We start from the raw sequence: 25712 nt of genomic DNA, 5'->3' as shown, positions 1-25712 counted from the left end.
ATGACGGTACCAACGTTTTCTTTTGAAATGAAATTAGCAGAAATTGGGACGCCAGCGAAAGGAACGAACGCAAGAGAAGTGATAGTAGCCATAGGCCCAGCTTTTGGAAAAGAGATGAATAAAACAATCGTGAAAGTTGATCACGCTTTGGTTCTGCGTGAAATCCTATCTGGAATTGAAGAGCAGGGAGCCGTTCCTCGGGTGATTCGTAGCTTGCGAACGGCTGACTTAGCTTTTATGGCGCATGGAGCAGCCCAAATAAGTGGTTCAGGTATCAGCATTGGCTTGCAGTCGAGGGGAACGATTGTAATCCACCAGCGCGATTTGGATCCGCTAAGTAATCTTGAATTATTCCCTCAATCACCAGTCATTACGTTAGACATGTACCGGGAAATTGGCCGGAATGCTGCCATGTATGCGTTAGGGGAAAGCCCTAATCCAGTACTGGTAGTAAATGACGAAATGACACGTCCTAAATATCAGGCGGCAGCTGCCTTGCTTTATTTAAAAGAGTGTCAGTCACTGGTTCCAGAACAGAAGCCAGTTGAATTGAAAGCCGAATTTTTCATAAAAGAATAGGGGGATGAACATGGAAAATACAATGAAAGAAAAAATAGAATTTCTAACAAAAGAAGACTATCCACTAGGTTCAAAAAGGCCGGATTTATTGTTTACACCTAGAGAACAGGCTTATAACGATTTAACATTGGATGCTGCTTTAAAAGGAGAGATAACAGGAGCTGATTTACGTATAAGCCCCAAAACGCTTGAAATGCATGCAAACATTAGTGAAAGTTTAGGAAGAACACAACTCGCGAAAAATTTTCGCCGAGCAGCAGAAATGATCAAAATATCTGATGCCCGTATACTAGAAATTTATAATGCTTTGCGCCCGAACCGTTCTACGAAAGAAGAGCTTTTAGCGATTGCCGATGAATTAGAAGAAGAATACGGAGCGACAGAAAACGCAAAATTAATCCGTGAAGCGGCAAATGTGTACGAAAGACGCGGAAGATTAAAGAATGAGGACTAAAGGTGTGGTCAAAAAAATTTTAGCTGGTGTAGATATCGGCAATTCATCCACTGAAGTGGCAATCGCGTGTGTGGAGGAGGACCATGCTTATTTTCTTTCCCAACATTTAGTCAAAACTACGGGTATTAAAGGAACGACTGATAATGTGAAGGGCATCCGTCTTGCTTTGCAGGAAGCGGTCAAAAAAGCAGATATTGAGTTGAAGGATATTGATCTTATCAGATTGAATGATGCTGTGCCAGTCATTGGCGATTTGGCCATGGATCTTATTAGCGAAACGATTATCACGGAATCGTCCATGATTGGCCATAATCCGGATACCCCAGGCGGAGCCGGTTTAGGTGTTGGGACAACAGTTTTAATAGATCAATTGTTGAACGTCGAAGAAAAAGAGCAGGATTATATCGCCGTGATTCCTAATTTATTTGATTATGAATGGGTGGCTCACCGTCTAAATCAGGCAAAAAGCGTAGGAATTTCTGTTACCGGGGCAATTGTACAAAAGGATGATGGGGTGTTAATACACAATCGACTGTACAAAAAAATTCCTATCGTCGATGAGGTTGCGTTGATTGATAAAGTTCCTCTTTTAAAGTTGGCCGCGATTGAAGTTGCTTTACCAGGTCATGTCATTCGAACATTAAGTAATCCATACGGACTCTCTACTGTCTTTCAGTTGGATCCGGACCAGACGATACAAATCGCTTTAGTCGCTAAAGCATTAGTTGGCAACCGTTCTGCCGTAGTAATCCGGACACCGCAGGGGGAAGTCGTTGAACGGAAAATAGAAGCGGGACGACTCATGTTAATAGGGACAAACAACCGGCAGCTAGAAGTATCCATTAACGATGGGGCAGAATCCATTATGAAAAAGTATGAAGAACTGGAAACGTTGATAGACGTCAAGGGAGAAACAGGAACTAATGTCGGAGGGATGTTTAACGGGCTCCGTCATGATTTAGCTCAACTCACAGGACAATTACCCCTTGAAATTACCATCTCAGATCTCCTAGCGGTTGATGCGGTAATCCCGACCTCCATTAGCGGTTCCATGGCGGGTGAGCTTTCCATGGAAAGTGGCGTCGCATTAGCCTCCATGGTCAAAACAGATAAAGTGCCGGTCCAAAAAGTGGCTTCTTTATTGGAAAAAGAAATGGGCATCGAGGTAGAAGTGGGAGGAGTTGAAGCGGAAATGGCCATCCGCGGGGCCTTAACGACTCCCGGCACGAGAAAACCAATTGTCATTCTCGATATGGGCGGTGGCTCAACCGATGCTGCCATGATGAATGAATCCGGCAACATCATCTCAAGCCACTTGGCTGGTGCAGGAGACATGGTAACGATGCTGATTAATTCTGAACTCGCATTGAGAGACAAGGAACTAGCTGAAAAAATAAAAAAATTCCCTTTAGGAAAAGTGCTGAGCTTGTTCCATATGCAACTAGAAGACGGAACAATGTTATTTTCTGAAGAGCCTTTTCCTCCGTACACCTTCGGAAAAGTAGTCATTCGGGAAGAAAAAGATCTCACGCCATTATCAACCAAGGTATCCATGGAAAAGGTCAGGGAAATACGCCGCAGCGCCAAACGAAGAATATTTTTAACGAATGCTCTGCGTGCGCTTAAGCAGGTAATCCCAACAGGCAATTTAAAACACTTGTCCTTTGTTGTCATGGTGGGGGGATCGGCACTTGACTTTGAAATTCCACAAATGTTAACAGAAGAACTAGGTAAGTATGGTATCGTTGCCGGCTTTGCCAATATTCGCGGTACAGAAGGCCCAAGAAATGCGGTGGCAACCGGTTTGGTCTTATCCTCTATCAGGCATGAGGTATTCAAATGAATAAACGAGACGTATACATTACAATTTTATATAACAGCGCACTTTCCCCTAGACAAATTCAAGAAGTGTGTGCGGGCTTGGAAGAAGAAGGGGTTCCATTCTTACTTCAAGAGGGGAACAAAGCAAGTAGTTTTATAGAACTAGGGTGGGAAGCAGCATCTATATCCCCTTTGCATGTTGGTATAGGCATTGAACAAAATGGCGATTTATGTTTACATCACGAAAAATTGAAACCAGAAGAACCCTATTTACAGGACAACCTTCAAAATGGGCGCAGATTAGGAAAGAACGCGGCTCGTCTATTCAAAGGCTTACCCTTAATCATTTTAATAGGAAAGGATGAAAAATATGGAGCAGATTAATTTAGAATTAGCAAAAAAGCTAATTGAGGGTGCTGAAAAGGTAGCAAACGAAATCGAAATCCCTATGGTCATTAGCATTGTGGATGAAGGAGGGAACTTCATAGCCTGCCATCGAATGGATGATGCTTTATTGGTGAGTGTGGATATTGCCCAAAACAAGGCCTGGACTTCAGTAGCAATGAAAATGCCCACAGCAGAATTAGCTCAGGCAGCCGGAATGGGAAAAGAACTTTACGGTATTAATACAACCAATAATGGACGGGTTGTCGTGTTCGGCGGAGGCATTCCATTACGCAAAAAAGGCCGAATTATTGGGGCAATTGGCGTAAGTGGAGGCTCGGTCGAGGAGGATATACAAGTAGCCCAAGCGGCTATTAATGTGCTGAATGATATAGAATTAAATTCTAGTCTCATCGGATAGGGTCCGTATGGTATTAACTGGAGGTCTACCTGCCATCCAGTTAATATAGCCATTTTAATATCCTTGGAGCAAACGATTTAATCTGTTTGGTTCCAAGGATATCATCTGTTTGATGAAAGTTAAATTGGTTAGTATGTTTGAAATAAAAGACAAAATAAAGAGATTGCAAAAAATGAAGATTTACACAAAATCCGGTGATAAAGTTGAAATAATATCCTTGTATATGGAAATAGAATGTAAAAAGGCATCTATTTCTGTAGAAGCTAGTTCCATGATTGGATTAGCTCTTTCGTTGTATTGGCCCGTTATGTGCATTACCTTCACTTTATCGAAGGAGACAATATACTTTTTAGCTAGAGAGGAATAAGCTATAATGATAGGTGTAAATGTTCCAAAAAGTGTAAATTTAACAATATCAAGTAAATTGACGAGGAGGTACATGGTGAATGCATTTACATTACGGAGCATTGTGAATGTTGAGACTCTTCAGGAAATCCAGGAGCGATTTTCCGATGTTACTGGTTTGGGAGTCATCATTGCAGATGATCAAGGAGTGCCTGTCACCAGTCCAACTAATTTCACAAATTTTTGCAAACACATGCGTTCCTCACAGGAAGGAATGCGATGCTGTGTATGGTCTGATAAAAAGGTGGGACTGATTGCGGCTAAACAAGCAAAGCCAAGCATCCATTATTGCCATTCTGGCTTAGTTGATATAGCTGCTCCTATTGTTCTTAACGATAAACACCTTGGATCTGTTCTGTGTGGCCAGGTGTTACTAGAAGACCAAGATGAAAAGCAGTTGGACAAGATTCGAGAGAAAACAAAACACTTGCCAATTGATCAAGAGCTCCTCCAACTTTATTTTGAGAAGATTGAATTTACAAGTCAAAAAAAGATCGAAGCATCAACAGAAATGCTGCAGCTTGTTGCTAATTATATCGTCAAATTGGGCGCTAATAACTTTGTACAAGAAGAGCTAAATGAGAAGAATCAAAAACTAATGGAAGAGATAAAGGTTCGTTCCAGACTGGAGAAACTCCTTCAGGAAACACAATTAAAGGTATTGCAATCACAGATTAATCCGCACTTTTTATTTAACACTTTGAACACCATTTCACGACTTGCCTATTTAGAGAATGCGGAACAGACACAAAATGTGACGTACTCGCTAGCTAAAATCATGAGATACAGCCTGCGAAATATAGACCAGCTTGTTTCATTAAGGGAAGAACTGGATTACACAAGGAATTACTTGAATATTCAGCAATCTCGTTTCCGTAATCAAATTCATTACGAAGAGATAATAGACTTTGATACAGAAGCCATAAAAATGCCCATTCTTTCTATCCAGCCTATAATTGAAAACGCTATCATCCATGGATTTGAGCCACAGGATAGTAGAGTGGTTATTAATATTCACGGATTTTTAGTAGATAACCACGTGGTGTTAGAAATTTCTGATACAGGAGTGGGAATGTCGGAAGAAAAAGTAGCCTCTATTTTTTCGCATTCAGGAGTGGGAAAAAACAGTCATACCACAGGAATTGGGATGAATAACGTACAAAAACGAATTCAATATTATTTTGGAGAAGAGTACGGGATTACTGCCATTGAAAGTCAACCAGAAGTTGGTACAACGGTGCGGCTCGTCCTTCCAAATTCAGGAGGAGTTTGTATTGAATGTGATGATAGTGGATGATGAACCATTAGAACGGGAAGTCTTAACGATGATGATTAATAGAGAAAACCTCGCAATAAGCCACTTATTTGAAGCTAAAAATGGAGCGGATGCTGTAGACCTGGCGAAGCAAAATCGCATGGATATCGTTCTAATGGATATTAAAATGCCTATTATGGATGGCTTGGCAGCAGCGGAAATAATCAAAAACGATGTTCCAGACTGTCGCATCATTTTCCTTACAGCGTATGATGAGTGTGACTTAGCCAACCGAACGAGTAAATTGGAAGCAGATGATTATTTATTAAAACCAGCTCATCAGAATGAGATCAGACAAACATTAATTAAATATATACCGGTGGTAAAAAGCCCGGCTCCACCCTCTTTAAAAGCATCCTGCACGCATGACGATGTTGTAACCCTTATAGAATATATAGAAAACCATCTTCATTTAGATTTAAACTTAGACTCATTATCTAGATTAGTTTACCTTAACGGTCAGTACCTCAGCAGACTGTTTAAACAAGAAACGGGCTACACTATCATTCACTATTTAACGTCCCGTCGGCTGGAAAAAGCGAAACAGCATCTTAGCTACAGTAGGGAAACTGTAATGGAAATAAGCGAGAAATGCGGATTTACCGATTCCAATTATTTTGCTAGGGTGTTCAAAAAATACGAAGGAATCACACCTACGCAATTTCAGCAGAAATCTCTTTTGTCAAGAAAGAAAAGAATCAATACATTCAATAATTTTGTGATGTAAAGTAGATTTATTGCAATGGAACAAAAGAAAGAGTTGAATTACCAGGTGGCACACCGGCTGGATCGTCAGCTGGTGCGGTCACGCATGGAGAAAAAAACATCCTTTTTTCTCGATTTAGAGCAGGTATCGAGCCTGCATAACGGTTGCTTGATGCAACCTCAAAAACTTACAGTAGCGCCTTCGGGTAAAAGGAACAATTTGCTAAGTAAATATTCTGCGCTCGTAATAAAAGTCTATCCTGTTGTTCCGCAAAAAAATAAAAGTGGGGATTTTTAAAAAACCACAAGTAGACTTTTAATAAGTCAAGACTTGTGGTCTTTTTATTTGCAAGATCCAGTGCATAAGGGAAATAAAGGAGTACAATCTGGAAAAAGGTAAATAATAATATTCCTGTGTTATAAAGGATTTTAGCTGAACTGTTTTATAGTAAGGAATCATAAATAATACATATTTTGAGGTGAGATGATGATTATTGTATTACGAACAGGTTTCTTTTTTCCAAATTAAAAAGTGTCGTTTTAGCAGCAGATCCTTCAGCTATTATGGAGGCGTCCTATGTTTGTGAAACATCTGGTATAGATAGGTCGCTTATACTACCGAAAGCAAATCCTTCTAAATAATAAAGCTTAATATTTGCTTATATTATTTAGCCTAATGTTGATACTTGTGTATATCGCCCGTTATAGACCAATTCGCAAAGCTTTTGTAAATGACTGTGCAAACGACAAAATCAAAGAGTCAGCAGTAAGCAAAACATTACAACGAGTCGTGAACCCATGGATATTCTATTATTTATCATAAGTCGATAAAACTATTATTTAAATAATGACTCCAAGGCAATTTTGAAAGATCTTCGTAAATAACGAAGATCTTTTTATTTTAAATCCTCTAATTGAAAATCTCACAACCCCTTATAGTATATAAATGTATACTAAGTATATTTTTAAACACTATATAATAAAAAAGTGCGTACTTTTTATTATTTGTTGTAGATATTATACTAACATCAATGCAGTAACCAATCTTTTTTAGCGTCAATTGTTAAGATGAAAAGGGACATATACCATTAGGCCTTTTAACAAGGAATGAATAATTCTCCTTTGTATTTTGAAAATAAGATCGGATTTAAGATAAATCTAATCTTCCTCAACTGTAACAAAATCCAATACAGTTGTTAAGTGGAAGTTATACGCATTATTCAAGATAGATCGTCTATTAATGAATGCAGAAAGGAATAAAACGATGAGGGTAGGAAAAAAGCAAAATATCGAAAAGTTTGCGAAAGATGTTTAACGATCACTACAAATGATTAATGTCCTCAATGTGGCCATGACCATTTCCAGAAATTCATTTTCATGGTGCAAGTTGGGTGAAATAATAATGTGTCTAAAGCGGATGCAGGGTAGCGAAAGTCTGCAATCATTTAGATTATAAAAAATTTGATGTGCCTTATATGGTTACCATAACCAACAATTATCAAGTATTAGAGTTTTGAAAAATGGAGGAATGAAAAGTGGATTCTATGACCTTTGTTTTGTTTGGAGCAACGGGTGATTTGGCTAAAAGAAAAATTTATCCGGCTCTTTTTAATTTGTTTTTAGATAAGAAGATGCCCCAGTCATTTTCAATTATTGGGTTAGGCAGGAGAGAACTATCGGATGGTACATTTCAAACAAATGTAGAACATTCATTAAGAACATTTTCTAGACGCTTTATCGAAGATAAAGCTAAATTAAAAGAATTTATCGACGCGTTTCGTTACAGCCAATTAGATGTAACGGATGTGGAAGGGTATCAAGAACTGCTTAATTTGGTTCAGAGGCGTGAACGGGAGTTAAACATTCCTGAAAATCGATTATTCTATCTGTCTGTTGCACCCGAGTTTTTCGATGTAATCGCCTCTAATATTAAAGAAAGTGGATTGGGAACGACCAATGGATGGAAACGCCTGATTATTGAAAAGCCGTTTGGGCATGATATGGTTTCCGCCCAATATTTAAATCAAAGGCTACGCAAATCCTTTAGCGAAGAGGAAATTTACCGGATAGACCATTATCTTGGCAAAACAATGGTTCAAAACCTCGAAGCATTGGCATTTACCAATCCTGTGCTTCAATCCTTATGGAATAAACAGCACATAGCCAATATACAAATAACGGCTAGTGAAACGGTTGGAGTAGAAGATAGAGCGGGCTACTATGATCGAGCCGGAGCCATCCGTGATATGTTCCAGAATCATATGCTGCAAATGTTGATGATGACGGCCATGCATTTACCAAAAACGACAAGTGCTGCTGATATCCAGAATGAAAAGAGAAAGGTGATGGAATCATTGCGGACTTTGCAGAAAGAGGATGTCGGTTCTCAAGTTGTCCGTGGCCAATATAATGCCGGAGAAATGAATCATGAGCCAGTGGTTGGATACAGGGAGGAACCTGGGGTTGATTCTTCCTCTGTCAATGATACTTTTGTTTCCGCCCGATTATGGATTGATAATGATTTTTGGGGTGGAGTTCCTTTCTATATCCGTACAGGAAAGAGAATGAAGGAAAAGTCGACACGTATCGTCATAGAGTTTAAAAATCCAGTGAGGGAATTGTATGGATCCGATCAACAAACGGAACCAAATCTATTAATTGTCAATATCAATCCCAATGAAGGGATATCGTTGCAATTAAATAGTAAGAATCCGCTAAAAAACGGGAAAATTGAGCCTATTTCAATTGACTTCTCAACAGGAGCAAAAGACATACCCGAAGCTTATGAACTCTTAATCTTTGATGCATTACGCGGTGACTCGACATTCTTTGCCCACTGGAATGAAGTGGAATTATCGTGGAAATGGGTGCAGCCAGTTTTAGAAGCGTTTGAGGAAAACACAGTCCCCTTACATTTGTATCGTTCAGGTTCGATGGGGCCGGGTGCTTCGGATGAACTTTTAAAAGAGGATGGGTTTTATTGGTGGGAATTCCAAGGGTCTAATTATAAGATGATTTCTAAAGATCAATCAGTAAAAGCATTAAAAATACGATAACAACACGAATAGTACTGGAGGACAAGAGGATGCAAGTTGGATTAATCGGGTTAGGGAAAATGGGGTTAAACTTAGGGAAAAATCTAATTGACCACAACTACGAAGTAGCCGCCTTCGATTTAAATGTAAATGCTGTAGAAGAAATCAGTAAGTACGGTGCTATAGAAACATCGAGTTTTACGGAACTTATTAAAATCCTGAACGGCCCCAGAATTATCTGGATCATGGTTCCGCACGCTGTTGTTGATTCAGTTATAAATGAGATCACTCCATACTTGAGTAAAGGCGATATCATAATCGAAGCTGGTAATTCTCATTATAAGGACTCTATTCGCCGCTACGGCCAGCTAAAGCAAGTTGGTGTAAGCTTTATGGATGTTGGTACATCCGGGGGAATGGAAGGAGCGCGTAACGGAGCTTGTTACATGGTCGGCGGGGATGCAGAAGTTTGGAGTATGGTTGAACCCATATTTCGAGACACAGCGGTAGAAAAAGGATATTTATATGCTGGTCCATCAGGCAGCGGCCATTTCTTAAAAATGGTCCACAACGGAATCGAGTATGGGATGATGGCTGCGATTGGTGAAGGATTTGAAGTACTGGAGAAAAGTGAGTTTGATTTTGACTATGAAAAAGTGGCAAGAGTATGGAATAACGGTTCAGTCATTCGTTCATGGCTCATCGACTTAACAGAACGTGCATTTTCTAAAGATGCAAACTTAGAACAAATCAAAGGAACCATGCATTCTTCAGGAGAAGGAAAGTGGACAGTGGAGACGGCCTTGGATCTGCAGGCAGCTACTCCAGTGATCGCCATGTCTCTTTTGATGCGCTACCGTTCTTTAGATCATGACACCTTTACAGGGAAAGTGGTTGCTGCCCTTCGGAACGAGTTTGGTGGACATGCAGTTGAAAAAAGCAATTAGGTTAATAGGGGATGGATTTTAGTAAACAAGATGATTATATATTAAAACAATCCGCAAGGTGAAAAAGGGAGTGAAATCATGAACGTAATGGATGCAAAAATCATTAGTACCAAATATGGTTTGGAGACGTATTTAGACGTTGTCAAAAGTGTTGATGTAAGAGAACAACATTATCCTACAGAGACAGAACCCTTTTTTGAAATCACAGTAGGGATAGAGTATTTTCTATTAAAAGAAGAAAGATATTATGACAGTAGAAAGAATTATTTTCGCATCCGTATGGATTCCGATTTTGGTTCCGTAACGCTCGTAGAAACAAAAACGGAAAGTTTATTTGCAGTGAAAAATGCAGGCGAGAAAGACGCAACAAAGAACCTTGTTGGAGAATGGCTTATAAAGACCCAGGCTTTCAAACAAGTTATAAATGAACTGATTGTTCAAAAGAAAATGGAAGACGTACAAACAGAGGGGGATATTCAAGCAGTAATAGGGACCATAAGGTTCTTGGAGAAATTACTCGAAATCGAAGTAGAAGATATAGTAAGCACCATTGTTGAGGGAGAACCTGAGTTTGTTCATTAGTAACATTTAAGATGATGGGAAACACTTATGACGTACTCAATTTTTAAAAATGGATAAGGGAACCTTAAAGTTGCTAATTTCACCACAGAAAAGGAGAATTTACACATATGAATAGATTTACTATTCCGAGAGATGTTTATTTTGGAGAAGGATCCCTTGAAGTTTTAAAAACCCTTGAAGGGAAAAAAGCGACGGTTGTTATTGGCGGTCAATCGATTAAAAAATCCGGTTATCTCGATAAAATCCAAACTTATTTACGAGAGGCAGGCATTGAGACGCAACTAATCGAGGGTGTTGAAAACGATCCATCTATTACAACCGCTCAAAACGGCGGCAAGAAGATGGAAGAATTCCAGCCGGATTGGATCATTGCTGCCGGCGGCGGATCTCCGCTTGATGCGGCTAAGCTGATGTGGATTTTTTATGAAAATCCCGAACTGCCGTTTGACCAAATCAAAGCTCCAAATGTACTGCCAACATTACGTCAAAAAGCTCGCTTTATTGCCATTTCAACTACTAGCGGAACAGGCAGTGATGTATCTCCATTCTCCGTTATTACGGACTATGAAAAGGGCGTCAAGTATCCGGTTTTTGGATATGAAATCACGCCTGATATTGCAATCGTTGATCCTGAACTGACGTATTCCATGCCTGCTTCGATTGTAGCCTATACGGGGATGGATGCCTTGACACATGGGATTGAGGCATATGTATCCACCCTGCACAACTCTTTTACTGATCCGCTGGCTATGCAGTCGATTAGGCAAGTGGTAGAAAATATTGAAAAATCCGCAGTAGGTGACAAACAGGCAAGGGCAGAAATGCATTATGCCCAGGCCATAGCTGGCATGGCCTTTTCCAACGGATTTTTAGGAATTGTCCACAGCTTAGCCCATAAGAGCGGAGCCATTTTTGAAATTCCACACGGTACAGCAAATGCACTCTACTTGCCATATGTGATTGATTTTAATAGAAAGGTGGAAAGCTCAAGATATGCGGATATTGCAAGGATGCTTGGTTTAACCGGAAATACGGATGACGAATTGATTGACTCGTTAACAGACCTCATCCGTCGTTTAAACAAATCTTTGAACCTGCCATTAACACTAAAGGAATTTGGTGTGGGAGAAGCAGAATTTGAAAAACACCTGAACCAGATGGCAGCAGGAGCGGTGGAGGATCCTTGTACTCCATCCAATCCACGAGAAGTATCGGTGGAGGATATGAAAAAAATCTATATTGCGGCTTACAACGGAGATAAAATCAACTTCTAATGAAGATAATCAGAACATGGTACGGAAATGAATACTTTTATTTCTGTTCTATGATTTTAAGGAGGTTAATGAACATGAGTAAAAAAATCGCTACGCTTATAACAAACCTATTTGAAGATGTGGAGTACACTGAACCAGTACAAGCCTTTAAAGAAGCTGGTCATGAAGTTATCACGATTGACAAACAATCCGGTAACGAAGTAACTGGTAAAAAAGGCACAACCGTAAAAATTGATAAATCCATTGATGAAGTTCATCCTGCAGACTTTGATGCGTTGCTTATCCCTGGTGGGTTCTCTCCCGATTTATTGCGTGAAGACGATCGTTTTGGGGAATTTGCAAAAGCATTTATCCAAGACGAAAAACCCGTTTTTGCCATTTGTCATGGACCACAAGTGTTAATCGATACAGACCTTTTAAAAGGTGTCGACATCACTGGCTATAAATCCATTCGCAACGATTTGAAAAATGCTGGTGCAAATTATAAAGACGAAGAGGTTGTCATCAGCAAAAATATTGTAACAAGTCGAGAACCAAAAGATATTCCAGCATTTAATCGTGAATCACTAAAACTTTTAGCTAAATAACAATGGTGATGTAAAAACGTAAATATATCTAACTTGCGTATTCTTTAATCAGAATCCGCAAGTTGGTTAAACAAACGTATGAATAAAGGAGGAATTGCGTTGTCATTAAAAGGAAAAAGAGTGGTTGTTTTAGGAGGTACATCTGGTATTGGTTTAGCCGCTGCTAAGGCGTTTCTCGATGAATCCGCTCAAGTTATTATTGCTAGCCGTTCTGCTTCAAAATTATCTGACGCAAAAGTGAAGCTTGGTGGTAACGTAGAGGGCTATGAAATCGACTTTCGCAGCGAGGAAAAGGTTGCAGACTTTTTCAAGAAGGTTGGGAAATTTGATCACCTGGTGGTTACTGCAGGTGAAGGCGCTATGGGTCACTTTGGCGAACTGTCTGTTGCAACCGTAAGAGAGGCTTTTGATAGTAAGTTCTGGGGGCAGTATATTTCGGTTCGCGCTGCTCTTCCATACTTGAATAATGAAAGTTCTATAACATTAACTTCTGGTGTATATGGTGTGCGTCCTCCTCAAGGTGCAACGACTCTAGCTTCCATTAATTCAGCAATTGATGGATTAGTACGAGGACTTTCAGTAGACCTGGCACCTATCAGAGTAAACGTGGTATCACCTGGTATCGTTGACACTCCTCTTTACGGCGGAATGCCAGAAGATCAAAGACAAGATATGTACCATGGGATTGCTAAGCAATTACCTGTCGGACGTGTTGCTCAACCTAATGATATTGCTGAAACCTATGTTTACCTAGTGAAAAATGGGTTTACAACTGGCACATCGGTTCTTATCGATGGAGGAGCTCATTTGATCTAATCCTTTGATATCAAAGTCGATTGATAAATAGTGGTGAGGTTGACTCAAAGTGTCAGACACTTATAGACCATCCTCACTTTCTTTGTTTTTTTGCACAGACGGAAGCAGAAATGGCCATATCATGCAACAAAGAAGGATTTTTTTTGGTTGCGGATATTCTAAATATATGTGTACTTTATACGAAGAGACGTTAACATTCTGCTTTAATGATACCCAAATACATTAAAAGAAAGGGTTGAGCCTAATGGAAGAAAAGAAAAGAGCGGAAATCAAAAATGCATTAGCCAAGCACGTGGTAACTCTGCCTGACGGCACTTCTTTACCTAGTCTAGGACAAGGAACATGGTACATGGGGGAAAATCCCCAAGTGAGAGACAAAGAAATAAAAGCCTTGCAGCTCGGCTTAGAAATGGGTATGAAACTTATTGACACTGCTGAAATGTACGGAAATGGAGACTCTGAACGCTTAGTTGGCAAAGCCATTAACGGGCGCAGAAATGAAGTCTTTTTAGTTTCAAAAGTGTATCCCCATCATGCAGGTTTAGATAAGATTTCAAAAGCATGTGAAAACAGCTTAAAACGACTAGGAACAGACCACATGGACTTATATCTTCTCCACTGGAGAGGAAGTGTTCCTTTAGAGGAAACAATTGAAGGAATGGAAAAACTACGTGAAGAAGGGAAAATTTTAAGATGGGGCGTCTCAAATTTTGACACGGTTGATATGGAAGAGCTATGGAACACTACGAATGGAAAAAATTGCGTGATGAACCAAGTGCTATACCATTTAGGTTCAAGAGGAATCGACTTCGATCTCTTACCATGGCAGTGTGAACATAACATGCCAATCATGGCCTACAGTCCCCTTGCTCAAGGAGGCTCTTTAAGAAGACAGCTATTAAATGATCCAACTATTCATGATATTGCTGACAAATACAATGTCCAACCATTACAAATCGCTCTTGCTTGGACCATCCGTTCGAATAACGTCATCTCTATTCCAAAAGCGGTTCAAGAAGAACATGTTTTAGCAAATGCTGAAGCAGCAACAATTGAGTTTACTGAAGAAGATCTCAGAAGAATTGATCAAGTATTTCCTAAACCTACTAGGAAAATGCCATTAGATATTATTTAAAAATTCACTTTAAAGAGAGAATATTGTTGGAGTTGCTGACAATCTAATAGGAATTTTAAAAAAACTGTGTAGAATTTATTCCATACAGACTGTCTTTCCCAATCTTTGACTAGACCTTCTACAACAGCTAATCCAAGACTTTTTTAGTATGAGCGTCGATGCAATATGGACATTGACTGGCTATTCCAGATGCAGTCGCGATAACTGGTAGATACTAATTAAAACGAAAAAATGTTCTTCTTGTCTTTTGACGAAGTGTTTGCGATATCCATCGAGTAAAAACATACGTGAATAGGCAAGATATATATACAATTAATATATTGAAGGAGTGTTAATTATGGCTGATATGAAAATAAATGTGAATGCAATTTGGGATGGTGGGGTAACAGGGAATGGAACCCTTAAAGCGGAGTATCTTGATACAAAAATCGCTATTCCAACATCATTAGGAGGTAGTGGGAACGGAGCAAATCCAAAAGAGATTCTCGTTGCTTCTGTAACAACTTGTTATGCGGCAACACTAACATTTGTGCTTGAAAGCAAAAAACTTCAAGTGGCGGAACTTACGGTGAACTCTGAGGCAAGTATATCTGATGATGAGTTTAAAATTATCCATTATCCTCACATCGTTTTATCTGCTGGCGCGACAGAAGAACAAATTCATTCTGCACAAAGAGCGATAGAAGCAGCAGATAAAGGGTGCGATGTCGGAAATATATTGAAAAAAGCAGATGTTAAAATTGAAGTTCAAGGTAAAGTTTCTGTGAAATGATATGATTCACCCAAAGATGTAGAAATAATCACACTTTTTTGTTCAAATTTATTGCTCTTCCACATCTAGGCATTATCTACAGTATGGAAAAAAGCCCAATTTCTCAATTTTAATGCTGAGAAATTGGGCTTTTTAATATTGGTATTTCAACTCAATCATTGCACAGCAAGAAATTCATATTGACTGTACAATGTATCGTATACTAAGTATAATGTTTTTATAAGTACGTACTTTAATTTTACATAGTGTTAAAAAGTATACTATGTGATTCAGGATTTATATTTGGAGGTGATTTGAATGACAAGGCTACAGAATAAAACATTCAATTGTGAGAAGGAATTGACCCTTTCTGTTATTGGGGGGAAATGGAAGATGCTTGTTTTATGGCACCTAGGCAAGCAGGGGACCAAGCGTTTTGGTGAACTGAAGGCTCTTATGCCGGGCATCACTCAAAGAATGCTCGTTAACCAGCTTCGAGAGCTGGAAGAAGATCTTATTGTTCATCGCGAAGTCTATCCAATTGTACCTCCCAAAGTGGAATACTCTCTGACAGAACAAGGAGAAAGCCTGATGCCGATTCTTGATTCGATGTATAATTGGGGTAAAAATTATATGGAGAATATCGTTGGGGGCCAAGTAAAAAGAAAAGAGGATATCTAGTAGAAGAACGATCCCATCTTTCTTATTCATGGATGTTTTCTCCTTTTTCTTTACCTTCATATGGTCACGTATCAAATTAAGGTAGAGAAAAGCACAACATTTTATAATCAGCTAGTAAAAGCCAAGGTTAGCGATTTTTGTATAGTCGCTGACCTTGGCTTTTTCACAAACAAGTAAGATTTTTAACACCATCCGAATAATCGGATCGGTGTTTTTAGTTTTGGCTCTGATAAACCCTAATGTTGATATTCCATTAAATAAAAAGAACCCATTTTGAAGTGAACCCAAAAAGTTAGACACATGAACCCGGTAATCTACTGGTCTCATAGCTTTTAATTTTACCTTGATTCGTTGCATAAGGGTCGTACTACAAGGGTATTGGATATCAAAATTGTAGACGAAGAAAAAAAGCTAATATGTAATTACGTCGGCTGAGTACCATTTTATAATGCCTTTAGATATATATATATAACTGGTATTTACATAATAATTTAGAACTCAATAATTCAAGAAGTTGTCTATTAATACTATGATAAGAAGCTGTGTAATAGGAAAAACCTTTATTACTAGAGTGCTCTGATCAAAGCGAGAAGTATGTTTTTCACGTACTGTCAGTAATAGCGTACTAAAGAAGAGGAAAGTTTTGTTTGACAGATTTATTTTGAAATAAGAAAAGTAAGATTTTAAAAGACTGATATATATTAATTGATTATTCTGTTATTAGGGAAGGTTAACTCTGCTTCAAATATCTTTATAAGATTTTCCTTGCCTTTGTTTGTAAACGCTTTCTTTTTTTGGGGGGGATTCATTAAATAGGAGGGATGACAACGTGGACGATAAAAGGAAAACGTATATCTCTGGGCACTATCTCGTTAGCTAATGACCAAAAGTAATCGTCTTCCGTTTTAGATTCCGTCCGAGGAGCTGGTCTGGGGACAGAATCTTTTTCTATCCAATGAAATGATAAAAAAGGAGGTTTCCAAAATGAGTATCGAAAGAGGTACAGACGTTAGGAAAAACATTATTGATTTTTTTGGTAATTTAACCCCCGCTGCTCTTGGAACGGGTTTGGTTGCTGCATTGTTTAGCATTATGGGGCCAGGTTTAATTGTAATGAATTCAGCTAAAGAAGGGAATCTTTCTGTTGAGCAGGCAATTTCTTGGTTGTTTATTATTTATACGGCGGGAGGTATATTTACGATTATCTTGTCACTCCGCTATCGTATACCTATTGTGGTGGCCTATAGCATACCTGGCGCAATATTAATAGGTAATTCCTTAAATCATATACCCTTTAATGAGGCAGTTGGCGCATCTATTATTGCTGGAATAGTAGTTACAATTCTTGGATTGTCAGGGGTAATCAAGAAGGTAATAGAATTAATTCCTCTTCCGGTAATGTTAGGAATGATTGCTGGTGTTCTGCTATCTTTTGGTATCAAAGCAATACAGGCTGTTATAGAGGCACCAGCAGTTGCAGGGAGTTCTTTTGCAGTCTTCTTCCTCTTGATGGCGATGAAAAAATTCTCAAGAAAATTCCCGCCTATTCTAGGAGCAATAATAATAGGAGGGATAATCGCTACAGCTCTTGGGCAAACGAACTGGGGGTCGATACAACCTTCATTTGCTCATCCTATATTTGTAGTACCTCATTTTAGTATTCAAGCGACATTAGAACTAACGTTGCCCTTAATTATACTGATAATTGGTGTTCAGAATATGCAGGCTGTCGGGGTGCTATTTGCTACAGGATATAAACCTCCTATCAATGCAATGTTTACTATTCCAGGTATTGGTACAATCATTAACTCCCTTTTTGGAGGACACCCAACTGTTATAGCTGGACCAAGTACTGCTATGGTTTCTAGCGATGCTGCAGGTGAGGATAAACAATTGAGATATGTAGCAGCAACTTTTGATGGATTACTTTGGATATGTTTTGGTTTAGTAGCCGGGATGGTTATTGCAGTTTCGGCGGTGGTTCCTGGTCAATTGCTTTCAGTGCTCGGCGGTCTTGCTATTTTTAACGTGTTTATAAGTACATTTGCCGGAGCTTTCAACGGGAAATTTAAAAATGGAGCCATGGTAGCATTTCTTATAGCCATTTCTAATGTAACAGTATTTACTGTTGGTTCAGCTTTCTGGGCTCTATTGGTAGGATTTGTCGTTTCATTATTACTTGATCGAGACGACTACAGCCAAGCAAAAAGTAAAATGGATTCAAAAAAAGATGGAGCAAAGATTGCATAGTAATATAAAGGGCTTGGGATTTATGAAGCTCCCCTTTGGACTATATCCATTAAAAGGGACAAATTAAAAAGAGGTACTCTATCAGAATAATGGTAATTGAACTGGAGTCTTTTCTTTAATTTCCATTGGTTATGGGAACATATTGGCATAGTGAAAAACTTTGGCGTAAATGGTATTCGCCAAGGCTGGTTTATATTAAGCTAAAAAAAATTTAAAGCCAAAAGCCTGTGCGGAATTCCAGAAGGTGAATATGGAATTTTCAAAATAATAAGAAATATTTTAAGTGATTTAAACAAGATTTTGAAAATGGAAAGTAAGTTTATAGATTATTATGCTAGTAATGGAAGGTAAAATCACTATTAAAACAATCCATTTATTAATGCAATACTTTTTTTTCATTTATTATTTATCATTATTTGAAACCGCTTTCTTGAAAACGTTGTTAAAGATAGGATAGGAGGAGTTTATGATGGAAGGTAAAGGGAGTTTGAATTTGCCAGCAGGAATTGAACAGTCTTGGGATGTGTTATTAGATTCAGAGGTGCTTAAGAGATGCATCATGGGGTGCAAAAAATTGGAGTTAGTTGAAGAAAATAAATATGAAGCTGAAATATCAATGGGTGTTGCATCGGTGAAAGGTGATTACTCTACAACAATTGAATTAGCGAATATTAATAAACCGATCTCTTATCAAATGATCGTTAAAGGTGAGGGAGGGCCTGGAAGCATAGAAGCCGTCGCAGATATTACTCTTGAATCAGTAGATGAAAACAACACTGTTCTCTCTTACAGCTTTGAAGCAGAAGTGGGAGGAAAAGTTGCGATGGTCGGTCAACGAATGCTAGGAGGCGTATCTAAACTGGTTATTAAAGACTTCTTCAAAAAATTTGGGAAAGAATTAAAAAAGGATGAAGTTACCAATTAAATAAGTAGTGAACCATCAAGGGGAGAAAGGAGAGATTTTTTTATGAATTTAGGTACATTATTGGATTTTGCGGTGGAACGCTATCCAAATCAAATCGCTCTCGTTCAAGGCCTGAAATCTTATACTTATGCCCAATTACAAAATGAAGTAGAAAAAGTTGCTGCCTCTCTGCAGCGTTTAGGCATTCAAAAACAGGACCGTGTTGTTGTCATCTTAAAGAACAGACAGGAAAATGTTATGGTTTACTGGGCAATACAACAGATTGGTGCAATCTATACTCCAATAAACCACCGCTTATCCGCCAAAGAGGTCGAGTATTGTGTAAACGATTCAGAAGCGAAGGCCATCATCTTTGAATCAACCAGTCAAAGTGCTGTGGCAGGTGCGAACTTTCTCCAAAGACCAATCTTAATTGGTGTTGATAATGATAATGGTATGGATATTTCTTATCCGGAACTAGTAGACAGAAGCCCAGGAAGCTATCAAAGGCCAATTCTAGATGAGAATGATATATCGATAATGCTATACACATCCGGTACAACAGGACGTCCAAAGGGAGTGCCACGAACGCATAGGAATGAATATGCCTCGGCTATGGCACATATCGTCCAAAACCAGTACCAGTTGTGGGAAAGTACATTAGGAGTAATGCCGCTTTATCATACAATGGGTGTTCGTTCGTTGCTCTCTATGACTTTTTTAAATGGAAAGTTTGCTCTTTTATCAAACTTAGACTTTGATGCTGGTGAGGCGCTTGAAATTGTAGAAAGAGAAGAAATTTCATCCCTTTATTTAGTTCCGACGCTTTTTCATGATATGTTATCATACCCGGATTTTGGCAGGTATAACCTTACCAAGCTTGAAAAAATCGGGTATGCTGGTGCCGCAATGACCACTACATTAGTAAATCAATGTGTGGAGTTACTTAAACCAAAACTGTTTGTAAATCATTACGGCAGTACGGAGGTATATACGTTTACCATCTGCCCTGATGTACATGAAAAGCCAGGCAGTGCAGGTAAACCGGGGATTCATCAAAATATTCGCCTGGTAAAAGCAGATCCAGACGGTCATTCTACTCCTGATGATATTGTTGGGAGAGGAGAAGTCGGCGAAATTATTGCGAATCTGAAGTCCGTTGAAGCCTTTAAAGGGTATTGGAATCGCCCGGAGGCGACGGAAAAAACTATCCGAGATGGCTGGTATTTTACAGGAGATATTGGCTTTATTGATGAAGACGGTGACTTATTCGTTGTTGGCCGTGTTGACGATATGATTATCTCTGGGGGAGAAAACATTCATCCATTAGAAGTCGAGGATTGTCTGACTCAACATCCAAAAGTTAGGGAAGCTACCGTAATTGGGGAGCTTGATGATCGCTGGGGGCAGATTGTTACCGCTTATATTGTTGCTAAAGACGAATCTGTTACAGAGCAAGAACTGGATGAATTTTGCAAGAGTCTACCCAGTTTATCAAATTTCAAAAGGCCTCGTAAGTATACGTTTGTAAAAGAGATTCCAAAAAGTCCTGTAGGGAAAATTCTTCGCCGTAAATTGCGCGAGGGTGATATTGATGCACCTCACAATGAAAGTGAAGTTATCAGCCAATAAAAATCTTAATATAGAAAAGGGGAAATAACAAATGACTATAACAGAGCAAACGTATGACCATATTCGGGTAGAGAAAAATGCAGAAAAACAAACGGCAACAATCGTATTCGATCGTCCAGAGAAAATGAATTATATCAGTATGCTCGGCAGAGAACAGCTGACAGAGATTTTTGATGGTTTGAATCAAGATGATGAAGTGCGTGTCATTATCCTCAAGGGAGCAGGAGATGTATGCTTCAGTGCAGGAGGAAGCATCCCGGAATTTATGGCGACCCATCAAGAAAAGCTTTCCCATTTAGCGGAAAACGTGGCTGCTCCTGAACGCTCTCCAAAACCTGTCATCGCTCAGCTGCAGGGATATACGTTCGGTGTAGGCCTAGAACTTGCGATGGCCTGTGATTTCAGGATTGCGCGGGAAGATACCCTGCTTGCCCTTCCGGAAATGAACCTAGGAATGATTCCTGGGAGCGGAGGTACACAGAGAATTGCAAAGATTGTGGGCTTAACAAGGGCAAAGGACATGATCATGCGTGCCAGAAAGATTCCTGCAAATGAAGCGTATCAATGGGGTCTATTAACACAAGTAGTGTCTAAAGGGGACCTTCAACAAACAGTGGATTCGTTAGTTGAGGAGCTTGTTCAATTTTCTCCGCTTGCTCAGCGTGTGGCAAAAGAAGTGTTGAACGCTTCTGAAGAAAGTCCGCTGGGAGTAGGATTGAAAATGGAAGGGAAAGCCTACGGCCTCCTTCGCACAACAGAAGACTTTAAAGAAGGCGTAGATGCGTTCGTCGAAAAGAGAAAACCAGTTTTTACAGGTAAGTAATAAAATGAGAGTCACCGGCAGCCTCTGCCGGTGATTCTCATTTTAGATTAAGAAAAGTCGCTTTAAATCATGTTTGATTCAGGGAAGTTAATAGAACGATATGGGAAGGATTGAAGGTATGCAGCTAAAAAAAGGTTCTGAAAACAAGAAAGGTTTATTAAGTCATTTAAATGTAAGAACGGTTAGTGCAGGAACGCTGGCAGCAATTTTTGGCTGTACTGGTCCGTCGCTAATTATAATAAACGGAGCATCAAATGGCGAATTAACTCAAACACAAGTGGTTTCTTGGTTATTTGCCATATATTTTTTTGGTGGGTTATTAGGAATAATCATCTCCGTAAGAAATAAGCAGCCGATTGCTGGCGCTTATTCAATTCCAGGTGCAGTACTTGTTGTAGGTTCACTGTCAAACTATTCTTTAAATGAAGCTGCTGGTGCTTATTTGGCAGCAGGTCTCATGGTCTTTATGTTAGGGATAGCAGGGGTTATTGGTAAAGTTATGGACTGGATTCCGATTCCAATTGTTATGTCGATGGTCGTTGGAACAATGATTAGTTTTGGGACTGAGATGATTGCATCCCTCGAAAAAGCACCAATAATTGCAGGTTCATCCATCCTCGTGTATCTTCTTTCATTCCGTTATATAAAAAATTTTCCACCTATTTTACTATCATTTGCTGTTGCTATCATTTTATCGGTTTGGATGGGAGAATTCCAAGCGAAAGATGTGAGTTTTGATTTTGTCGTTCCTCAACTAGTGACTCCATCATTCAGTATTGATGCGATTATTTCAATGGGCATCCCACTTGCACTTTTAGTAATTGGTGCTGAAAACGCCCAGGCTACAGGTGTGTTAAACACCCAAGGATATAAACCACCGGTTAACGAGATGACGATTTTAAGCGGAATTGGCGGGGCTATTACGTCTTTTTTTGGAGGTCATAATGCGAATATTGCGGGGTCAATGACAGCAATCTGCGCATCAAAAGAAGCTGGTCAAATGGAAGGAAGATATGCAGCAGTGGTTGTATGTGGTGTGTTATTTTCTATCTTTGGATTGTTTGCAGGTACAGTCATGCCTTTTGTAGCTGCAATGCCGAAAGTATTAATCAGCACTGTTGCAGGACTGGCTATGATGGGAGTGCTTTTAAGTTCATTACAGGAAGCGTTTTCTAAACCTCAATTCCAATTTGGTTCATTTTTTGCCCTTATCATTGCAATGTCAGGAGTCCATTTTTATGATATAAGCTCTCCATTCTGGGCGATACTGGGTGGTGTTGCTGTTTCTCTAATTATTGAAAAGCATGATTTTAAAACGATCATTGTTCAACAAAGTAAAAAAAGTACAGATTCTAACGTTTCTCAAGGAGCTTGAAATAAATAATAAACATTCATCTCTAATAAAAGCCCTCTCGATTAAGAGAAGGGCTTTTACATTTAACAATCACAGTAGGATATCCTTTTTCCTTCAATTTTGAAAGGTACCTAATCGGAATCAGTACTATATATTACGCAGTTCACAAGGTGTAAAAGGTAAAATCATTGCTCATCTGAACGGGGTCTATGTTTAAGAATGGAGCAAACGTTTTTTGTTTATGGCTCTTTTCGTAAAGATTGTTGTTTTTAAAACGAAATGATTTAAGGTTGATTGGAGCGCAAGTGCGAGACTCCTGCGGGAGCAGCGGGACAGGTGAGACCCCACAGGCGTTTACGCCGAGGAGGCTCACCGACCGCCCCGCGGAAAGCGAGCATCTGGAGGGGAAATCAACCACTCCGCTTTACTTGGTAAATAGCAACAAAGTATGCGAAAACAGCCTTGTTTATTTGAAATTTGCCATCCAGTAAGGTTCGAGCCTTACCCTGGTCTTCAAGAAAGGAATTAGTGTGTTTCATTTGAATTTTTTCCAACTCAAAAGCTAGTTATTTCTATGGAACTAGCTTTCTTATAATCTTTAATCAACAAGCGGAACTGCAGGCGTTCCAGTTGTAACGCCATTCGTTCCAGTTGGATGGTTCATGGGTAGGAAAGAGTGAATTTTAAACTGTTTTTTAATGGCATGAATCTTGCAAATATTAAGAGATGAATATGGAAAGTTGAAAGGGGGGAACTTTGAAAAGCGTGGAGTGAACAAAAGTGGATGGATTACCTGCTGCAAAGTGCATGATCCAAAAAGTTTTTTTCAAATATAGGAGGAAACAGAGTGAAAAAAATTGTTATAGGTATATCAGGGGCAAGTGGATCCATATACGGTATTAGATGTCTTGAGACATTGAACAAACTTCAAATTGAAAGTCATGTAATTATTAGTTCCTCTGCTGAAAAAACCATCGAATATGAAACAGAATACTCGGTGGAACAAGTAAAATCACTGTGCAGTTATGTATATGACTCATATGATATAGGTGCAAGCATCTCAAGTGGTTCCTTTCATGTTGACGGGATGATTATTGCTCCGTGTTCTATTAAAACTCTATCATCTATCGCAAACAGTTTTAATGATAATTTAATCACTAGAGCTGCTGATGTAACTTTGAAGGAACAAAGGAAGTTGGTTCTAATGGTACGTGAAACACCATTGCATTTAGGGCATTTGCGGCTAATGCAATCAGCTGCAGAGAATGGTGCGGTAATCCTCCCGCCTGTTCCTAGTTTTTATCATAAGCCAACATCAATAGATGATATTGTTAATCAAAGTGTCGGGAAGGCGTTAGATCAGTTTGGTATTGATGCTCGACTGTTTGACAGGTGGTCGGGACTCAAGAAAGATGAAATAATAACCAATCTATAATCATTATCTTTTTAGGTATTAAAATACTATTTTCCGGTTTAACATGACTCAGAATATGATATGAAAAAATGGAGGTCCTCTAATGTCTAATGTAGTCGCTCATTCTGTAAAAGAAAATGTAACCGTTAACAGACGTCAGGTTGTCTCTGCAATGACAGCGTCACTATTAGGGTGGTCTTTTGATCTGTATGATCTTTTTCTACTACTTTTTGTGGCTCCCACAATTAGTGTACTATTTTTCCCTACAACCAGCCCTACGCTTTCTTTAGCTGCTGTTTATGCTTCTTTTGGGGTAACGCTTTTGATGAGGCCTCTTGGGTCGGCAATATTTGGATCTTATGCAGATAAAAACGGGCGAAAGAAAGCAATGATTGTTTCTGTGGTAGGGGTTGGTGTTAGTACAGCTGCCTTTGGTCTTTTACCTACTGTCCCACAAATTGGTGTGACGGCTGCAATCCTTTTTTTAATTCTACGATTAGTTCAAGGGGTCTTTGTCGGCGGTGTTGTGGCATCTACACATACAATTGGAACAGAATCTGCGTCGCCTAAATGGCGCGGATTGATGTCTGGTCTTATAGGTGGGGGAGGAGCCGGGTTAGGAGCATTATTCGCTTCACTAACGTTTACCATCGTTTCTGCGTTTTTTCCTGGTGAAGCGTTTAATGATTGGGGTTGGCGAGTCATGTTCTTTACAGGGATTTTAGGTGCAGTAGCTGGTCTACTTGTATTTAGAACACTTAACGAGTCTCCGCTTTGGGCACAATTACGTAAAGAAAATGAAGAAAAAGAGCAAGAGGGTGTTATACCGCAGTCTCCTATTAAGACCCTATTTACAAAATATTTCAGAGTTATAGCTGTGAATCTAATGATTGTTATTGGTGGTGGTTCAGGTTATTACCTTACAGCAGGTTTTATTCCCACATTTCTAAAAGTAGTTAACAATGTATCTTCAGAAGTTTTATCAGGTGTTCTCATTGTCTCAAGTATTGTCACGATAATTTCGGCTTTACTGTTCGGACAACTTAGTGAAATTTTTGGAAGAAAAAAGACCTTTTTAGTTATTGGATGTTTAAATATCGTCGGACTTCCATATTTTTATCTAGCATTAGCCGATTCTGTTACAACGACTTCGATTTATTTGAATACGATGGGTCTAGTGTTTTTAGGAAATGCTGCTTATGCACCTGTGTTAATTTTTCTTAATGAACGCTTTCCTACATCAATACGGTCTACGGGTACAGGACTTTCATGGAATATGGGATTTGCAATTGGCGGTATGATGCCAACTTTCGTAACATTAGCAAGCGGTTCGATTGAAAATATCCCGTACACACTAATGTATTTTGTGATTGTAATTTTTCTTGTCTATATTATTGGAAGCCTCATCGTTCCAGAAACAAAAGGCAATCTCAAATAGAAACT

General features: G+C 39.1%; 25 protein-coding genes and 1 pseudogene. All 26 read left to right on the top strand.

The features are described from left to right. The 26 genes and pseudogenes from ACFVS1_RS11815 (at position 1) to ACFVS1_RS11690 (ending at position 25707) form a co-directional block, all read left to right on the top strand. On the top strand, positions 1 to 579 hold the full coding sequence (locus tag ACFVS1_RS11815; protein ID WP_387547519.1) for a propanediol/glycerol family dehydratase medium subunit: 579 nt from the start codon (positions 1 to 3) through the stop codon (positions 577 to 579). 10 nt (positions 580 to 589) lie between these two features. Beyond that, positions 590 to 1033, top strand: a complete 444-nt coding sequence (locus ACFVS1_RS11810; RefSeq protein WP_387547516.1) for a diol dehydratase small subunit — start codon at positions 590 to 592, stop codon at positions 1031 to 1033. Between the two features lie 4 nt (positions 1034 to 1037). After that, positions 1038 to 2876, top strand: a complete 1839-nt coding sequence (locus ACFVS1_RS11805) for a diol dehydratase reactivase subunit alpha (protein ID WP_387547513.1) — start codon at positions 1038 to 1040, stop codon at positions 2874 to 2876. After that, complete coding sequence (locus ACFVS1_RS11800; RefSeq protein ID WP_387547510.1) at positions 2873 to 3238, top strand: glycerol dehydratase reactivase beta/small subunit family protein; 366 nt, start codon at positions 2873 to 2875, stop codon at positions 3236 to 3238. The genes ACFVS1_RS11805 and ACFVS1_RS11800 overlap by 4 nt, the downstream gene beginning before the upstream one ends. Then, positions 3225 to 3659: a GlcG/HbpS family heme-binding protein gene (locus ACFVS1_RS11795; protein ID WP_387547507.1), complete on the top strand. Its 435-nt coding sequence runs from the start codon at positions 3225 to 3227 to the stop codon at positions 3657 to 3659. Before ACFVS1_RS11800 ends, ACFVS1_RS11795 begins: the two co-directional genes overlap by 14 nt. Positions 3660 to 3768: 109 nt before the next feature. Then, positions 3769 to 4026, top strand: coding sequence for a hypothetical protein (locus ACFVS1_RS11790; protein WP_387547504.1), 258 nt, complete (start codon positions 3769 to 3771; stop codon positions 4024 to 4026). A 75-nt stretch (positions 4027 to 4101) separates the two neighbouring features. After that, positions 4102 to 5361 (top strand): sensor histidine kinase, encoded by a 1260-nt coding sequence (locus ACFVS1_RS11785; RefSeq protein ID WP_387547501.1) that lies wholly within the window; start codon positions 4102 to 4104, stop codon positions 5359 to 5361. Then, on the top strand, positions 5348 to 6106 hold the full coding sequence (locus ACFVS1_RS11780; RefSeq protein ID WP_387549321.1) for a response regulator transcription factor: 759 nt from the start codon (positions 5348 to 5350) through the stop codon (positions 6104 to 6106). The genes ACFVS1_RS11785 and ACFVS1_RS11780 overlap by 14 nt, the downstream gene beginning before the upstream one ends. 15 nt (positions 6107 to 6121) lie before the next feature. Beyond that, positions 6122 to 6382: a hypothetical protein gene (locus tag ACFVS1_RS11775; protein ID WP_387547498.1), complete on the top strand. Its 261-nt coding sequence runs from the start codon at positions 6122 to 6124 to the stop codon at positions 6380 to 6382. A 194-nt stretch (positions 6383 to 6576) separates the two neighbouring features. After that, positions 6577 to 6726, top strand: a pseudogene (locus ACFVS1_RS11770) (YitT family protein); the annotation flags it as partial. An 893-nt stretch (positions 6727 to 7619) separates the two neighbouring features. Next, positions 7620 to 9140, top strand: coding sequence for a glucose-6-phosphate dehydrogenase (gene zwf, locus ACFVS1_RS11765; RefSeq protein WP_387547495.1), 1521 nt, complete (start codon positions 7620 to 7622; stop codon positions 9138 to 9140). 29 nt (positions 9141 to 9169) lie between these two features. Further along, positions 9170 to 10066 (top strand): phosphogluconate dehydrogenase (NAD(+)-dependent, decarboxylating), encoded by an 897-nt coding sequence (gene gnd / locus ACFVS1_RS11760; protein WP_387547492.1) that lies wholly within the window; start codon positions 9170 to 9172, stop codon positions 10064 to 10066. A gap of 78 nt (positions 10067 to 10144) precedes the next feature. Next, positions 10145 to 10648, top strand: a complete 504-nt coding sequence (locus ACFVS1_RS11755; protein WP_387547489.1) for a hypothetical protein — start codon at positions 10145 to 10147, stop codon at positions 10646 to 10648. A 107-nt stretch (positions 10649 to 10755) separates the two neighbouring features. Further along, positions 10756 to 11922 carry an iron-containing alcohol dehydrogenase gene (locus ACFVS1_RS11750; protein ID WP_387547486.1) on the top strand — a complete coding sequence of 389 codons (1167 nt, stop codon included), beginning with the start codon at positions 10756 to 10758 and terminating at the stop codon, positions 11920 to 11922. Positions 11923 to 11996: 74 nt separating this feature from the next. Next, positions 11997 to 12509, top strand: coding sequence for a type 1 glutamine amidotransferase domain-containing protein (locus tag ACFVS1_RS11745; protein WP_063597012.1), 513 nt, complete (start codon positions 11997 to 11999; stop codon positions 12507 to 12509). Positions 12510 to 12608: 99 nt separating this feature from the next. Beyond that, positions 12609 to 13325, top strand: coding sequence for an SDR family oxidoreductase (locus ACFVS1_RS11740; RefSeq protein ID WP_387547482.1), 717 nt, complete (start codon positions 12609 to 12611; stop codon positions 13323 to 13325). 244 nt (positions 13326 to 13569) lie between these two features. After that, on the top strand, positions 13570 to 14460 hold the full coding sequence (locus ACFVS1_RS11735) for an aldo/keto reductase (RefSeq protein ID WP_387547479.1): 891 nt from the start codon (positions 13570 to 13572) through the stop codon (positions 14458 to 14460). A 337-nt stretch (positions 14461 to 14797) separates the two neighbouring features. After that, positions 14798 to 15232: an OsmC family protein gene (locus ACFVS1_RS11730; protein WP_387547476.1), complete on the top strand. Its 435-nt coding sequence runs from the start codon at positions 14798 to 14800 to the stop codon at positions 15230 to 15232. A 297-nt stretch (positions 15233 to 15529) separates the two neighbouring features. Continuing rightward, positions 15530 to 15892, top strand: coding sequence for a transcriptional activator HxlR (gene hxlR, locus ACFVS1_RS11725; protein WP_352920981.1), 363 nt, complete (start codon positions 15530 to 15532; stop codon positions 15890 to 15892). 984 nt (positions 15893 to 16876) lie between these two features. Then, positions 16877 to 18142, top strand: coding sequence for a benzoate/H(+) symporter BenE family transporter (locus ACFVS1_RS11720; RefSeq protein WP_387547472.1), 1266 nt, complete (start codon positions 16877 to 16879; stop codon positions 18140 to 18142). Positions 18143 to 18608: 466 nt separating this feature from the next. Continuing rightward, on the top strand, positions 18609 to 19067 hold the full coding sequence (locus ACFVS1_RS11715; protein ID WP_260399857.1) for an SRPBCC family protein: 459 nt from the start codon (positions 18609 to 18611) through the stop codon (positions 19065 to 19067). A gap of 42 nt (positions 19068 to 19109) precedes the next feature. Next, on the top strand, positions 19110 to 20678 hold the full coding sequence (locus ACFVS1_RS11710; RefSeq protein ID WP_387547469.1) for an AMP-binding protein: 1569 nt from the start codon (positions 19110 to 19112) through the stop codon (positions 20676 to 20678). 31 nt (positions 20679 to 20709) lie between these two features. Beyond that, positions 20710 to 21501 carry an enoyl-CoA hydratase/isomerase family protein gene (locus ACFVS1_RS11705; protein WP_101225186.1) on the top strand — a complete coding sequence of 264 codons (792 nt, stop codon included), beginning with the start codon at positions 20710 to 20712 and terminating at the stop codon, positions 21499 to 21501. A 100-nt stretch (positions 21502 to 21601) separates the two neighbouring features. Then, positions 21602 to 22876 carry a benzoate/H(+) symporter BenE family transporter gene (locus ACFVS1_RS11700; RefSeq protein ID WP_387547466.1) on the top strand — a complete coding sequence of 425 codons (1275 nt, stop codon included), beginning with the start codon at positions 21602 to 21604 and terminating at the stop codon, positions 22874 to 22876. Between the two features lie 826 nt (positions 22877 to 23702). Then, a complete protein-coding gene (locus ACFVS1_RS11695; RefSeq protein WP_387547463.1) occupies positions 23703 to 24290 on the top strand; it encodes a UbiX family flavin prenyltransferase in 588 nt (195 codons plus the stop codon). An 82-nt stretch (positions 24291 to 24372) separates the two neighbouring features. Beyond that, a complete protein-coding gene (locus ACFVS1_RS11690) occupies positions 24373 to 25707 on the top strand; it encodes an MFS transporter (RefSeq protein WP_144529319.1) in 1335 nt (444 codons plus the stop codon). Positions 25708 to 25712: the final 5 nt, after the last annotated feature.

Source organism: Peribacillus sp. NPDC058075 (assembly GCF_042885195.1).
In the GTDB taxonomy this organism is placed as follows: domain Bacteria; phylum Bacillota; class Bacilli; order Bacillales; family DSM-1321; genus Peribacillus.
The sequence above is the reverse complement of the archived record's forward strand: the minus strand, read 5'-3'. Positions and strand labels throughout refer to the sequence as shown.

Excerpts from the sequence above, each read along its gene's own strand:
- ACFVS1_RS11815 (WP_387547519.1), top strand. The coding sequence starts at position 1 with ATGACGGTACCAACGTTTTCTTTTGAAATGAAATTAGCAGAAATTGGG.
- ACFVS1_RS11810 (WP_387547516.1), top strand. The coding sequence starts at position 590 with ATGGAAAATACAATGAAAGAAAAAATAGAATTTCTAACAAAAGAAGAC.
- ACFVS1_RS11800 (WP_387547510.1), top strand. The coding sequence starts at position 2,873 with ATGAATAAACGAGACGTATACATTACAATTTTATATAACAGCGCACTT.
- ACFVS1_RS11795 (WP_387547507.1), top strand. The coding sequence starts at position 3,225 with ATGGAGCAGATTAATTTAGAATTAGCAAAAAAGCTAATTGAGGGTGCT.
- ACFVS1_RS11780 (WP_387549321.1), top strand. The coding sequence starts at position 5,348 with ATGATAGTGGATGATGAACCATTAGAACGGGAAGTCTTAACGATGATG.
- ACFVS1_RS11775 (WP_387547498.1), top strand. The coding sequence starts at position 6,122 with ATGGAACAAAAGAAAGAGTTGAATTACCAGGTGGCACACCGGCTGGAT.
- gnd (WP_387547492.1), top strand. The coding sequence starts at position 9,170 with ATGCAAGTTGGATTAATCGGGTTAGGGAAAATGGGGTTAAACTTAGGG.
- ACFVS1_RS11755 (WP_387547489.1), top strand. The coding sequence starts at position 10,145 with ATGAACGTAATGGATGCAAAAATCATTAGTACCAAATATGGTTTGGAG.
- ACFVS1_RS11750 (WP_387547486.1), top strand. The coding sequence starts at position 10,756 with ATGAATAGATTTACTATTCCGAGAGATGTTTATTTTGGAGAAGGATCC.
- ACFVS1_RS11745 (WP_063597012.1), top strand. The coding sequence starts at position 11,997 with ATGAGTAAAAAAATCGCTACGCTTATAACAAACCTATTTGAAGATGTG.
- ACFVS1_RS11735 (WP_387547479.1), top strand. The coding sequence starts at position 13,570 with ATGGAAGAAAAGAAAAGAGCGGAAATCAAAAATGCATTAGCCAAGCAC.
- ACFVS1_RS11730 (WP_387547476.1), top strand. The coding sequence starts at position 14,798 with ATGGCTGATATGAAAATAAATGTGAATGCAATTTGGGATGGTGGGGTA.
- hxlR (WP_352920981.1), top strand. The coding sequence starts at position 15,530 with ATGACAAGGCTACAGAATAAAACATTCAATTGTGAGAAGGAATTGACC.
- ACFVS1_RS11720 (WP_387547472.1), top strand. The coding sequence starts at position 16,877 with ATGAGTATCGAAAGAGGTACAGACGTTAGGAAAAACATTATTGATTTT.
- ACFVS1_RS11715 (WP_260399857.1), top strand. The coding sequence starts at position 18,609 with ATGATGGAAGGTAAAGGGAGTTTGAATTTGCCAGCAGGAATTGAACAG.
- ACFVS1_RS11710 (WP_387547469.1), top strand. The coding sequence starts at position 19,110 with ATGAATTTAGGTACATTATTGGATTTTGCGGTGGAACGCTATCCAAAT.
- ACFVS1_RS11705 (WP_101225186.1), top strand. The coding sequence starts at position 20,710 with ATGACTATAACAGAGCAAACGTATGACCATATTCGGGTAGAGAAAAAT.
- ACFVS1_RS11700 (WP_387547466.1), top strand. The coding sequence starts at position 21,602 with ATGGGAAGGATTGAAGGTATGCAGCTAAAAAAAGGTTCTGAAAACAAG.
- ACFVS1_RS11690 (WP_144529319.1), top strand. The coding sequence starts at position 24,373 with ATGTCTAATGTAGTCGCTCATTCTGTAAAAGAAAATGTAACCGTTAAC.